Below are 12,146 nucleotides of genomic sequence, written 5' to 3'. Positions count from 1 at the left end.
GTTCGTTGCGGCACGGCCCGGGACCCCACACCGGAACGAACACCCCGAGCACTTTGCGCCGCCGGATCGCCGTACCCACCTGCCCTCCGCAGACCCCGCACAGGAACACGTCCCGCGGGGCCGGGCCGGGCGGTGACCCTTCGCTGCCCATACCTCCAGGTTATGCGCGTTCGGCCGGGCTCGGCAGCCCTGCGGCGACGGGTTCCTCGACGGCCGTACGGGCCGCGCCGGGCACCCGCGGAACCGGCCGACGCTCACTGCCGCCGGAGCTCCGAGGTGTCGAACTCCCCCGTCACCACCTGCCGCGCGAACTCCCCGAGCCGCACCCGTTCGTGCCGCGCGTGCCGGCGCAGCGCCGCGAACGCGTCGTCGACCGAGCACTGCCACCGCTCGGCGAGCACGCCCTTCGCCTGCTCGATGGCGATCCTGCTGGTCAGCGCCGCCTGTAACTGCCCGCACTCGACGAGGCTGCGCTCCAGGGACCGCTGGCGGGCCACCGTGACCGCCGCGAGGTCGGCGAGCGTCTGCGCGAAGGCCACGTCGTCCTCGCTCAGCGGCGCCGCGCCCCCGGTCCTGAACAGGCCGAGCGCGCCGACGACCCGCGTGCCGATCCCCCACTCGGACCCGACCGCCTGGTCGTCGTTCCGGGGCTCCCCGCGCAGCGAGAGGACCCGCACCGCGGCGAATCCCGCCGTCCGCGCCTCGGCCGCGAACCACGGCCAGCGCTCGGCCGCCGCCGCCCCGCCGAGGTCGACGTCGGGCAGGGCCGCACCGGAGACACAGGTGTCCAGGGACGGGCCCTCGCCCCGCAGGAACGCGGCCAGTTCGAGCTTCCTCGTCCGCTCGTCCGACGCCGACACGGGCCCCGGGGCCCCGCGCGCTCCGGGGCCGCCCGCGCCCGCGTCACGGGCGCCGTCCAGCCCGCGCTCGTCCACGAGCAGCACCGACGCGGCGTCGATCCCGAGAAGGTCCACGCAGCGAGCGGTCAGATCCTGCAGAAAGTCCACGGCGCTCTCCGGTCCTGTTGTCGGTACGACAGTTCACGGGCGCCACCCGTGCGGCGTGCGCCCCGGGACCGGACGGACCCCTGGCCCGTACCGCCCCGTCAGCGGGGGCCGCTCTCCAGCGGCTCGCGCCACATCGGCCACATCCGTGGCCCGTCCGGCAGGTCGAGCGTCTCCCCCATGAAGGCGAACCCCAGGCGCGCGTAGAGGTCACGGCTGCGTCGGTTGCTCGCCTCCAAGTAGGCGTGCCGACCCTCGCGGTCGCAGCGGTCGAGCACGGCGGCGACGAGTCCCGTGCCGAGGCCCCGGCCCTGGTGGTCCGGGTGCACGGCTATGAGGTGCAGATACTCGTGCGGCCGGTCCGTCGGATGGATCGCATCCGTCAACCGGCCGATCAGCTCGACGCGTTCGTTGTCGGGGTCGACGGCCCGGCGCAGCATCGCGGGTCCGTCCTCCTCGGTGTCCTGCGCCTGCGCCCCGTCGTCGTCCTGGTCCGTGCCCGCGGGCACGGACCACCACAGGGCCACGGCCGTGCCGTCCTCGGTGAGGTCGACATGGCCCTCGGCGAGCGCGAGGTCGAAGAAGGCGTTCATCAGCGCGGCGTGCGTGCGCAGGCGGTGCTCCTCGCCCGGAAAGACCCAGCTGCTCACCGGATCGTGCAGGAACGCCGCGTCGAGCAGCCGGACCACGTCCGCCCGGTCGCCCTCGCCGGCCCGCCGGATCGCCACACCCACCGCTTGTGCCCCCTGTGCCTCGCCCGTCACGTGCGGCGCGTCCGGCCGTTCGCCAACTCTTGGCCACGACGCACCGGTTGCAGGGTAGGTGATCGTCCCCGTGAGCACGGAGGGGCCCCGCAGCCTGGCCGGATCACGGGGCGTGCGGTCCCCTTCGCCGGGCGCGGGCCCGGCGGGCGGCGGCGGTCATTCCGGGCCTGTGGTCACGGAACACGCGGTCGCGGGCCCTCATCCCCGATGCCCACGACCGCCTCCGCCCACCCCACGACCGTTGGCTTGTTCGCCCGCCCTTGCGCGGCTCCGCCGCCGCCCCCGGGAGCCCGTCAGCGCACACGAGCCCCAGCACGCACGACTTTCGCGCAGGCCCTCCGGGCAGGGGCGAGCGCACGCGTGAACCGTGGACCAGGGCGGACACGGGCCGGTGCGGGGCCGGCGCGGGTACGGCGCGGGCGCGGACCAGCACGGGCGCGGGCGGGCCCGGCCACCGCCCAACGCGGGCGCGGACCAGCGCAGGCGCGGCCGGCCTGGGCACCGCCCAACGCGGGCCCAGATCAGCGCGGGCACCGCCCAGTACGGGCCCCCGTACGGGCACCCCCAGCACCGGCACCGCCCCGTACGGGCACCCCCAGCACCGTCACCGGCACCGGCACCGGCACCGGCACCGCCCAGTACAGGCCCCCGCACAGACACCACCCGGCACAAGCCCGGGTCAATGCGTACGGCGGGTCACGAACTCGGCGAGGGCCAGCAGGCCGCCCGCCGCCTCCGGGTCCGGAACCGCCCGCGCGAGCTGGCCGATCGCCCGGGACATCCGGTCGGCCGCGTGCACCTGCGCCCAGTCGCGGCCGCCCGCGCTCTCCACCGCGCGGGCCACCCGGGCCGCCCGCTCCGGATCACTCCCGGCCGGATCCCCCCAGGCCGGGTCCCTCCCGGCCGAATCACCCCGGGACTGTGCAGGCACCGTGCCGTACAGCTCGGCGAGTTCGGCCGCGGCCGGTGTGCCCGAGGCCAGCGCCGCGACGACCGGCAGGGACTTCTTGCGGACCGCGAGGTCGGCGCCCGCGGGCTTGCCGGTGCGCCCCGGGTCGCCCCAGATGCCGATGACGTCGTCGATGAGCTGGAAGGCGAGCCCGGCCTCGCGGCCGAAGCCGTCGAGCGCCTCGACCTCCTCGCGGCCCGCGCCCGCGTACACCGCGCCGAGCGCGCAGGCGCAGCCGAGCAGCGCGCCGGTCTTGGCCTCGGCCATGGCGAGGCACTCGTCGAGCGTGACCTCGTCCGGGCCGCGCCGCTCCAGGGCGCAGTCCGCGTGCTGGCCCGCGCAGAGCTCCACGACACACCCGGCGAGGCGGGCGGCCGCCGCCGGGGCCCCCGGGTGGGGATCCTCGGCGAGCAGCCGCTGCGCCAGGGCCTGCAGGGCGTCACCGGCGAGTATCGCGTCGGCCTCGCCGAACACGGTCCAGGCGGTGGGCCGGTGCCTGCGCGTGGTGTCGCGGTCCATCACGTCGTCGTGCAGCAGCGTGAAGTTGTGGGTGAGCTCCACCGCGGCCGCCGCCCGCACCGCCATGGCGGGCTCCCCGCCGAGCGCCCGCGCCGCGGTGAGCACCAGCGCGGGCCTGATGGCCTTGCCGGGGTGGCCCGCGGCCGGTGTGCCGTCCGCGTGCTCCCAGCCGAAGTGGTAGAGCGCGATCCGGCGCAGCGATCCGGGCAGCGAGTCGATCGCCCTGCGCAGCTCCGGATCGACGTGCGCGCGGGCCGCCGCCAGGATCTCCGCGGCCTCGTGCCCCTCACCGGACCCGGGGGCCCGGCCCTTCGCGTCCATCGTGCCTGCCGTGCCCGTCGTCGCGTCCGTCATGGACTCACCCCGGGAAGGATGCGGACGGTGGCGGTTCCTCGGTGTGTGGGCGCGTACGGAGAGGGTGTACCCCGTGCCGCGGCCGTGAACACGGCCGTGGGGTCACGTCCAGCGGCCGATCTCGACGTTCTCCAGGACGCCGAGGGCGTCGGGCACGAGCACGGCGGCCGAATAGTAGGTCGACACCAGGTAGGAGATGATCGCCTGCTCGCTGATGCCCATGAACCGGACGGACAGGCTCGGCTCGATCTCGTCCGGGATGCCGCTCTGGCGCAGGCCGACGACGCCCTGGTCCTCCTCGCCCGTACGCATGCAGATGATGGACGTCGTCCTGGCCTCGGTGACCGGGATCTTGTTGCACGGGAAGATCGGCACCCCGCGCCAGGTGGGGATCCTGGTGCCCTCCACGTCGATGGTCTCGGGGACGAGTCCGCGCTTGCTGAACTCGCGGCCGATCGCGGCGATCGCGCGCGGGTGGGCCAGGAACAGCTTGGATCCGCGCCGGCGGCTGAGCAGCTCGTCCAGGTCGTCCGGGCCGGGCACGCCGTCGTGCGGCTGGATGCGCTGGTCGTACTCGCAGTTGTTCAGCAGGCCGAACTCGCGGTGGTTGATGAGCTCGTGCTCCTGGCGCTCCTTGAGCGCCTCGACGGTCAGCCGCAGCTGGTGCTCGGTCTGGTTCATCGGCTGGTTGTAGAGGTCGGCCACGCGCGTGTGGATGCGCAGCACGGTCTGGGCGACGCTCAGCTCGTACTCGCGCGGGGCCGCCTCGTAGTCCACGAAGGTGCTCGGCAGCACGGCCTCGCCGACGTGGCCCGCCGAGAGGTCGATGGGGGCCTCGCCGAGGTCATTGGTGCGCTGGGCGGGGATGGAGCGCAGCCGGTGCAGGTGCTCGCGCAGGGCGTCGCTGCGCTCGGCGACCTGTTCCAGGTCCTGCCGGGGCAGCGTGAGGACGGTGCCCGCGGTCACCGCACGGGCGGTGTACTCCCAGATGGTCTCGGGGTCGACGAGCGCCTGCTCACCGAAGTAGGCGCCGTCGGCGAGCGTCTCCAGGACCGTGTCGTCGCCGTAGGGGCCGGTGCCGACCTTCTCGACGCGGCCGTGCGCGAGCAGGAAGACCTCGTCCGCGGGGCTCCCGAAGGAGGTCAGGACCTCCCCTGCGGCGAACTCCCGCTGCCGGCAGCGCTGCGCGAGCTCGCCCAGCACGTCCTGGTCCTCGAAGTCCCGCAGCACCGGCAGCTCGCCCAGCGCCCCGGGGACGACCTGCACGTGGTCCCCCGTCTTGACGAAGGTCACCCGGCCGTCGCCGATCGAGTAACTGAGCCTGCGGTTCACCCGGTACGTACCGCCCTGGACCTGGACCCATGGCAGCGTCCGCAGCAGCCAGCGGTCGCTGATCTCCTGCATCTGCGGCGCGGACTTGGTGGTGGTGGCCAGATTCCGCGCGGCGGATGTGCCGAGGCTCTGCTGCGGCTTCTCCGACTCAGTACGGATCTCTTCGCCTACCGACATTGGCTGTGCCCTCCCGACGTCCCTGCGGTGACCTGCGCGCACCACCCTTCCAGCACGGAACGTGGTCGCGCCATTACACAAAAGAGCGGGAATGGATCACGCCCCGACGGGGCAGGAGGCGCGTTTCCACCCGTTCGGGTCAACCCGGGATGTGTCGGGCCCCGCGGACTGGTGGGCTCGGGAGATGACCACCTCCGAGGCCTCTGCCGGCGCCGACGCGCGGGAGCCGGCCCCGGCGGCCCCGCTCGCACCGCCGGGCGAGCGGGGAGCGGTGCGCCGGCTGCGCGCCGTCGGCCGGGCCTTCGAGCCCGTGCGCCGCGCGCCGGTGACCGTGTTCGTCGTCGTGGCGCTGTGGGCCGTGGGCGCCTTCACCGGCAGTCTCGGCGCCGGCCCCTCCCGCAGGCTCCTGAGCGACATCGGGGTGGGCGTGCCCGCGCTCGCCGACGGGCGCTGGTGGACCCCGCTCACCTCGATCCTGTGGTGCCCGGGGATCGGCAACTACATCGGCTCGACCCTGCTGTTGCTGCTCCTCGGCGCGGCGGCCGAGCAGCGCATGGGCTCCGTGCGCACCGCCGTCGTCCTGGTCCTCGGCCAGGTGCTCGGCTCGCTCCTGGGCACCGGCGTCGTCAAGCTGGGCGCGCTGGCCGGCGAGGACTGGCTGGACGACCTCGCGCAGGACCTGACGGCGACGCCCGGCATCGGCGCCTGCGCGGTCGGCGCCTTCCTCAGCTACCGGCTCGGCGCCCTGTGGCGGCGCAGGCTGCAGCTGTGCCTGATCGTCTTCCCGCTGATGCTCGCCCTGTACGTCGGCCACCTCCAGGGCGTGCTGCGGCTGGCCGGCACGGTCGTGGGCCTCGGCCTCGGCGCGCTCGCGCACCGCGACACCCACCGCCTGCGGATGCCGCACGCCTCGCACTCCGAGGGCCGCGTCCTGGTCGCCCTCGTGGTGGCCGCCTCCGCCGTCGGCCCGATCATCGCCACGCTGTACAAGGACTCCCTCGGCCCCTTCAACGTCCTGGACCTGTACGTCTCCGGCGGGCCCGGCGCCCAGGACATCGCCGCCGCCTGCGTCCGCGCGGGCAGCGCCGACTGCGCCCGCATCCACGCCCAGGACCACTTCTACGGCTCTCCGGCGATGCTCATGGGCATCGCGATCCCCATGCTGCTGCTCGTCCTCGCGGAGGGGCTGCGCCGCGGCCTGCGGCTGTCCTGGCGGATCACGGTGGCCGCGCAGCTGGTGTGGCTCGGGCTCATGGCGTACCTGCTGGGGGACATCGCCGCGCACCCGGACCGGTACGTCCTGGAAGGCAGCGACCTGTCCGACCAGAAGGCGGCGATGATCCAGGCGGTGGTCGAGCAGATGATGCTGCCGCTGCTCGTCCTGGTGCTGCTGTTCCTCACCCGGCGGCTCTTCGACCAGCAGCTGTCGCGCACCACCGTGACCTGGCTCGCGGGGGCGGTCGGCGGCTCGCTGCTGCTCGCGTGCGTCGCGTACGTGGGCATCGGGTACGCGGTGCGCGACCAGTTCACGCCCGACGCGACGTTCCCGAAGCTGGTCTCCGGCCTGCCCACGCAGTTCCTGCCGCCCAGCTACGAACCGTTCTTCTTCCAGGGGCAGGCCCCCATCCCGGTCGGCGGCACCGCCCTGTCCCTGTACGAGTACTGCGGGATGCTGTTCTGGGTGGTCACCCTGGTCGCCCTCTTCCTGGCGTTCCGGCGGCCCCTGATGCACGCCGACCCGGACGCGGCCACCCGCGCGCGTGCCCTGCTCACGGCACACGGCGGCGGCACGCTCTCCTACCTGACGACCTGGCCGGGCAACCACTACTGGTTCGCCGCCGACGGCCGGGCCGCGGTCGCCTACCGGGTGCACTCCACGGTCGCGCTGACCACGGGCGACCCCTTCGGCGAGCCGTCCGCGCGCGCGGACGCCATCGACGGCTTCGCCGCGTACTGCGACCAGCGCGGCTGGACGCCCTGCTTCTACAGCGTGACCGCCGACGCCAAGGCCCGCACGGACGCCCTGGGCTGGTCCTCGGTGCAGGTCGCCGAGGACACCGTCGTGCCGCTGCCCGAGCTGGCCTTCACCGGCAAGAAGTGGCAGGACGTCCGCACGGCCCTGAACAAGGCCAAGAAGGAGGGCATCACCGCGGAGTGGCACGCCTTCCCGGAGGCGCCCATCGCGCTCACCGACCAGATCCGTTCGATCTCCGAGGAGTGGGTCGCGGACAAGGGCCTTCCGGAGATGGGCTTCACGCTCGGCGGGCTCGACGAACTCGACGACCCCCGGGTGCGCTGCCTGATCGCCGTCGACGGAGACCGCACGGTGCACGGCATCACGAGCTGGATGCCGGTGTACGGCGACGGGGAGCCGGACCGGCCGGTGGGCTGGACCCTCGACTTCATGCGCCGCCGCTCCGACGGTTTCCGGGGCTCGATGGAGTTCCTGATCGCGTCCGCCGCCCTCGGCTTCAAGGAGGAGGGCGCCCGGTTCCTCAGCCTCTCCGGGGCCCCGCTCGCCCGCTCCGACACGGCGGAGCCGCCCGCCGCGCTGCAGCGCCTGCTCGACTACGCGGGCCGCACCCTGGAACCGGTGTACGGCTTCCGTTCGCTGCTCAACTTCAAGGCGAAGTTCCAGCCCCAGTACCGGCCGATGTACATGTGCTACCCCGACCCGGCGGCCCTGCCCGCCATCACCCGGGCGATCGGCAAGGCCTACCTGCCGCACATGAAGCCCTCCCAGGGGGTGCGCCTGATGCGCAAACTGACCGCGTAGAACGTCCCGAAACCTCCCGGCACTTCCGGGAACCACCGGATCGGCGGGCCCGTTGAACCTCACGCGGGGCATCGGCACCGCCCGCACCCTTCGCACCACACGACAGGAGACACCCATGGCAGGCTTCCTGGATCGCGCCAAGGAGCAGGCGCAGCGCGGCATCAACCAGGGCAAGCAGAAGCTCGACGAGGTGCAGGACAAGCGCGCGGGCGACGCCCTCCTGAAGAAGCTCGGCGCCGCGTACTACGCCGAGCGCCGGGGCACCGGTTCCGCGCAGGACACCCAGCAGGCGCTGCAGGCCCTGGAGTCCCACATCGCGGCCAACGGGGACGGTTTCCTGCACGGCGCCTGACCGGATCGGCTCGCACGGGGCCCGAACAGCCCCCGGATCGCCTCCGAACAACTGGTCCGCGCACCGGAGTAGCGGTACAAGCAGGGCATACGAGACGGCCGCGACCGGCGGCCGTCGCGCCTTGCGAAGGAGGCGGCCATGTCCCCACCCATGTCCGCGAGCAGATTCCTGGAAGCACTGCGGGACGAGGGCGTGACCGTCGTCGAGGTCGGCGACTGGGAACACCACAACCGCAACCACAAGGGCCCGTGGGGGCCGGTGCACGGCGTGGTGATCCACCACACCGTGACCTCGGGCAGCGAGCGCACGGTGGAGATCTGCCGTGACGGCTACGCCTCGCTGCCCGGGCCGCTGTGCCACGGCGTCATCACCAAGGACGGCCACGTCCACCTCGTCGGCTACGGCCGCGCCAACCACGCCGGCCTCGGCGACGACGACGTGCTCCGCGCCGTCATCGCCGAGAAGCGCCTGCCGCCGGACAACGAGGCGAACACCGACGGCAACAGCCACTTCTACGGCTTCGAGTGCGAGAACCTCGGCGACGGCGAGGATCCGTGGCCGGACGAGCAGCTGGACGCCATCGAACGGGTCTCGGCGGCGGTCTGCCGGGTCCACGGCTGGACGGAACGCTCGGTGATCGGCCACCTGGAGTGGCAGCCGGGCAAGATCGACCCGCTCGGTTTCACGATGGACTGGATGCGGGACCGCATCGGGGAGCGGCTCAAGTAACCCCTCTCCCCGACCTCCCGGGGAACGCCCGGGGAGCCACCCGCACCGGGCTCCCCTGCCGGACCGCGGGACCCGGGAGACAATGGCGGGGTGCGCCCCACCCCGCCCGACGTCCTGCGCCCCCGGCTCCCGTCCCCGCTGCAGCCCGTCGAGGACGACCGCTTCGCCCGCCGCGGCGTGCGGCTGCTGCTCAAGCGGGACGACCTGATCCACCCCGACCTGCCGGGCAACAAGTACCGCAAGCTGGTCCTGAACCTGCGGGCCGCGGCCGACGCGGGCCACGACACCCTGGTCACCTTCGGCGGCGCCTACTCCAACCACCTGCGCGCCACCGCCGCGGCGGGCCGCATCCTGGGCCTCGCCACCATCGGCGTCGTCCGCGGCGACGAGCTCGCCGGGCGCCCCCTGAACCCGTCCCTCGCGCGCTGCGCGGCCGACGGCATGCGCCTGCACTTCGCCGACCGGTCGACGTACCGGCGCAAGAGCGAGCCGGAGACGCTGGCGGCGCTGCTGCGCGCAGCGGACGCCGGGGCCGCGTACGTCATCCCCGAGGGCGGCAGCAACGCCCTGGCCGTGCGGGGCTGCACGGCGCTCGGCGAGGAGCTGCGGGAGCACACCGACGTGGCGGCCGTGGCGTGCGGCACCGGCGGCACCCTGGCGGGCCTGGCCGCCGGGCTCGGCCCGGACCGGCGGGCCCTGGGCATCCCCGTCCTCAAGGGCGGCTTCCTGGGCGCGGACATAGCGGCCCTGCAGCGCGGGGCGTTCGGCGAACCCACCGGCAACTGGCGTCTCGACGAGCGCTTCCACGGCGGCGGCTATGCCCGCACCCCGCCCGAACTGCTCGCCTTCGCCGAGGACTTCGAGCGGCGGCACGGCGACGCGACCGGCCTGTCCGTGGAGCGCCTGTACGTCGCCAAGCTCCTGTACGCCCTGACCGCCCTCTGCGCGGAGGGCGCCTTCCCCTCCGGCACCCGTCTCACGGCGGTGATCACCGCGGCGCGCGAGGAGTCGTTCGGGGAGCCCGTCGGGGCGTAGGACTCCCCGAGGGGCGCCTCACTCCTCGATCTCGCGGTGGGCCGCCGCCTCCTCCAGGTCGAGCTTGCGCAGCAGCGTCCGCATCATCTCGTCGTCGATGCGCCGCTCGTCGCGCATCTTCACGAACACCTCGCGCTCGGCGGCGATCGCCTCGCGCGCGAGGCGGCGGTAGGTGTCGTCCGCCGACTCCCCCGTCACCGGGTTGGACTGGCCGAGCCGCTCCCACACGGAGTTGCGGCGCCGTTCCAGGACGGTGCGCAGGCGGTCCTGGAGGGGCCGTGGGAGCTGGTTGCGCTCGTCGCGCATGAGTTCCTCCACCCGTTCCTCCGCGGCCTGTGAGGCGGCGTTCTGCGCCTGCGCCTCGGCGAGCGTCTGGGCCTGCGCGTCGCGGCCCGGCACTTTCAGGACACGGATCAGCCACGGCAGCGAGAGCCCCTGCACGACGAGCGTGCCGATCACCGTGGTGAACGTCAGAAACAGGACAAGATTGCGCGCGGGGAACGGCTCGCCGTCGTCCATGACGAGCGGGATCGAGAAGGCGATGGCCAGCGAGACCACGCCCCGCATCCCGGCCCAGCTGACGATCAGCGGCCGCCGCCAGTCCATGTCGCCCTCGCGCTCCCTGATCCGGGCCGACATCCGCCGGGGCAGATAGGTCGCCGGGTAGGACCACACGAAGCGGGCCACCACGACGCAGACGAACACCCCGACCGCGTACCAGACCGCCTGCGCCACGCTGTACTCGCCGAGCCCCTTCAGGACGACGGGCAACTGCAGTCCGATGAGCGCGAAGACCGCGGACTCCAGGATGAACGCGACGACCTTCCACACGGCGGCCTCCTGCAGCCGCGTCTCGAAGTCGACCTGCCAGGAGCGGTGGCCCAGATAGAGGGCGACGACGACCACGGCGAGCACTCCGGAGGCACCCACCTGCTCGGCGGCGGCGTACGCGACGAACGGGATGAGCAGGGACAGCGTGTTCTGCAGCATCGCCTCCCTCAGGTGGGTGCGCAGCCAGTGGATCGGCACCATGAGGAGCAGTCCGACGCCGACCCCGCCCACCGCGGCGACCAGGAACTCCCGCATGCCTCCCGACCAGCTCGCGCCCTCGCCGACCGCCGCCGCGAGGGCCACCTTGTAGGCGGTGATCGCGGTCGCGTCGTTCACCAGGGACTCGCCCTGCAGGATCGTGGTGATCCGCGAGGGCAGCCCCACCCGGCGCGCGATGGCGGTCGCCGCGACCGCGTCCGGCGGCGCGACCACGGCGCCCAGGACGAGCGCGGCGGTCAGCGGCAGGTCGGGGATCAGCAGGTAGGCGAGCCAGCCGACGGCGACCGTGGCAAACAGGACGTAGCCGACCGAGAGGAGCGCCACCGGTCTGATGTTGGCCCGCAGGTCCAGGTAGGAGCTCTCCAGGGCCGCGGTGTGCAGCAGCGGGGGCAGGATCAGCGGCAGCACGATGTGCGGGTCGAGGTGGTAGTCGGGGACTCCGGGGAGGTAGGCGGCGCCCAGGCCGACGGCGACCAGGAGCAGCGGGGCCGGCACCGGGGTCCTGCGCGCCGCCCCCGCCACCGCCGCGCTCGCCGCGATCAGCGCCACCAGCGGCAATACATCCATCGGCAGACCCCTCCACCCTCCGTGTTCCCGTCGTAACCTGGCAATCATGAACGAGTGCCCGCACGTCGCGTCGCTGCCGCACCCCGAGGTGTCCCCGCTGAGCGAAACGTGCCTCGAGTGCCTGGCCGCCGGCAGTCACCCCGTGCAGTTGCGGCTCTGTCTGGCGTGCGGACATGTGGGGTGCTGCGACTCCTCGCCGTTCCAGCACGCGACGGAGCACTTCAAGGAGACCGGGCACCCGGTGATGCGGACCTTCGAACCGGGCGAGAGCTGGCGTTGGTGCTTCGTGGACGGTTCGATCGTCTGAGGCCTGGGTACGTCAACCCGGCACCCGTACTTTGCAATTGGGCCCGCAGACCCCTAGCCACTGTCCGTACCCGTAGGCTTACTATGAGTGACAGCATCGGGCGGGGTCCCCGGGACACGGAGCTGGGGAGCGCGGTAGCGTCACCGCAGAAAGACGTGGTGCGTTACCCGTGTGACGCAGTCCGGACCACCGGTGAACGGCGGCTCCGGAGCCCCGAAATGCTTGTACCAC

Annotated in this window: 10 protein-coding genes; 5 read left to right on the top strand and 5 right to left on the bottom strand. The window is 73.3% G+C overall.

The window, feature by feature from the left end:
* Positions 1–254 precede the first annotated feature (254 nt).
* The 4 genes from ACFYXE_RS03910 to ACFYXE_RS03895 form a co-directional block, all read right to left on the bottom strand.
* Entirely contained in the window at positions 255–1,007 is a 753-nt protein-coding gene (locus ACFYXE_RS03910) for a GAF and ANTAR domain-containing protein (RefSeq protein WP_389308533.1), read from the bottom strand.
* Between the two features lie 98 nt (positions 1,008–1,105).
* Entirely contained in the window at positions 1,106–1,738 is a 633-nt protein-coding gene (locus ACFYXE_RS03905; RefSeq protein ID WP_389308531.1) for a GNAT family N-acetyltransferase, read from the bottom strand.
* Positions 1,739–2,447: 709 nt separating this feature from the next.
* The gene (locus tag ACFYXE_RS03900; RefSeq protein WP_389308529.1) at positions 2,448–3,590 is read right to left on the bottom strand and encodes a family 2 encapsulin nanocompartment cargo protein polyprenyl transferase; all 1,143 of its coding nucleotides are present in this window, start codon (positions 3,588–3,590) and stop codon (positions 2,448–2,450) included.
* A gap of 102 nt (positions 3,591–3,692) precedes the next feature.
* Entirely contained in the window at positions 3,693–5,099 is a 1,407-nt protein-coding gene (locus tag ACFYXE_RS03895) for a family 2B encapsulin nanocompartment shell protein (protein WP_389308527.1), read from the bottom strand.
* A 184-nt stretch (positions 5,100–5,283) separates the two neighbouring features.
* On the opposite strand from ACFYXE_RS03895, the gene ACFYXE_RS03890 reads away from it, so the two are divergent.
* The 4 genes from ACFYXE_RS03890 (at position 5,284) to ACFYXE_RS03875 (ending at position 9,991) form a co-directional block, all read left to right on the top strand.
* A complete protein-coding gene (locus ACFYXE_RS03890) occupies positions 5,284–7,875 on the top strand; it encodes a bifunctional lysylphosphatidylglycerol flippase/synthetase MprF (protein ID WP_389308525.1) in 2,592 nt (863 codons plus the stop codon).
* A gap of 115 nt (positions 7,876–7,990) precedes the next feature.
* Positions 7,991–8,227, top strand: a complete 237-nt coding sequence (locus ACFYXE_RS03885) for a hypothetical protein (RefSeq protein ID WP_361167808.1) — start codon at positions 7,991–7,993, stop codon at positions 8,225–8,227.
* A 138-nt stretch (positions 8,228–8,365) separates the two neighbouring features.
* On the top strand, positions 8,366–8,956 hold the full coding sequence (locus ACFYXE_RS03880; RefSeq protein WP_389308522.1) for an N-acetylmuramoyl-L-alanine amidase: 591 nt from the start codon (positions 8,366–8,368) through the stop codon (positions 8,954–8,956).
* Between the two features lie 90 nt (positions 8,957–9,046).
* The gene (locus tag ACFYXE_RS03875; RefSeq protein ID WP_389308520.1) at positions 9,047–9,991 is read left to right on the top strand and encodes a 1-aminocyclopropane-1-carboxylate deaminase/D-cysteine desulfhydrase; all 945 of its coding nucleotides are present in this window, start codon (positions 9,047–9,049) and stop codon (positions 9,989–9,991) included.
* Positions 9,992–10,009: 18 nt separating this feature from the next.
* Here the strand turns inward: ACFYXE_RS03875 and ACFYXE_RS03870 are convergent, their stop codons facing one another.
* Positions 10,010–11,608: a Na+/H+ antiporter gene (locus ACFYXE_RS03870; protein ID WP_389308518.1), complete on the bottom strand. Its 1,599-nt coding sequence runs from the start codon at positions 11,606–11,608 to the stop codon at positions 10,010–10,012.
* Between the two features lie 46 nt (positions 11,609–11,654).
* Between ACFYXE_RS03870 and ACFYXE_RS03865 the strand changes: the two genes are divergently transcribed.
* Positions 11,655–11,915: a UBP-type zinc finger domain-containing protein gene (locus ACFYXE_RS03865; RefSeq protein WP_389308516.1), complete on the top strand. Its 261-nt coding sequence runs from the start codon at positions 11,655–11,657 to the stop codon at positions 11,913–11,915.
* The last annotated feature ends 231 nt before the right edge of the window (positions 11,916–12,146 follow it).

It is taken from the genome of Streptomyces sp. NPDC002564 (assembly GCF_042889645.1).
Taxonomy (GTDB): Bacteria; Actinomycetota; Actinomycetes; order Streptomycetales; family Streptomycetaceae; genus Streptomyces.
Note: the sequence above shows the minus strand (reverse complement) of the source record. Positions and strands in the feature narration are given on the sequence as shown.

What these genes read in the sequence shown, in the direction of transcription:
- ACFYXE_RS03900 (WP_389308529.1), bottom strand. Translation starts at nt 3,590, where the DNA reads ATGACGGACGCGACGACGGGCACGGCAGGCACGATGGACGCGAAGGGC.
- ACFYXE_RS03885 (WP_361167808.1), top strand. Translation starts at nt 7,991, where the DNA reads ATGGCAGGCTTCCTGGATCGCGCCAAGGAGCAGGCGCAGCGCGGCATC.
- ACFYXE_RS03865 (WP_389308516.1), top strand. Translation starts at nt 11,655, where the DNA reads ATGAACGAGTGCCCGCACGTCGCGTCGCTGCCGCACCCCGAGGTGTCC.
- ACFYXE_RS03880 (WP_389308522.1), top strand. Translation starts at nt 8,366, where the DNA reads ATGTCCCCACCCATGTCCGCGAGCAGATTCCTGGAAGCACTGCGGGAC.
- ACFYXE_RS03890 (WP_389308525.1), top strand. Translation starts at nt 5,284, where the DNA reads ATGACCACCTCCGAGGCCTCTGCCGGCGCCGACGCGCGGGAGCCGGCC.
- ACFYXE_RS03870 (WP_389308518.1), bottom strand. Translation starts at nt 11,608, where the DNA reads ATGGATGTATTGCCGCTGGTGGCGCTGATCGCGGCGAGCGCGGCGGTG.
- ACFYXE_RS03895 (WP_389308527.1), bottom strand. Translation starts at nt 5,099, where the DNA reads ATGTCGGTAGGCGAAGAGATCCGTACTGAGTCGGAGAAGCCGCAGCAG.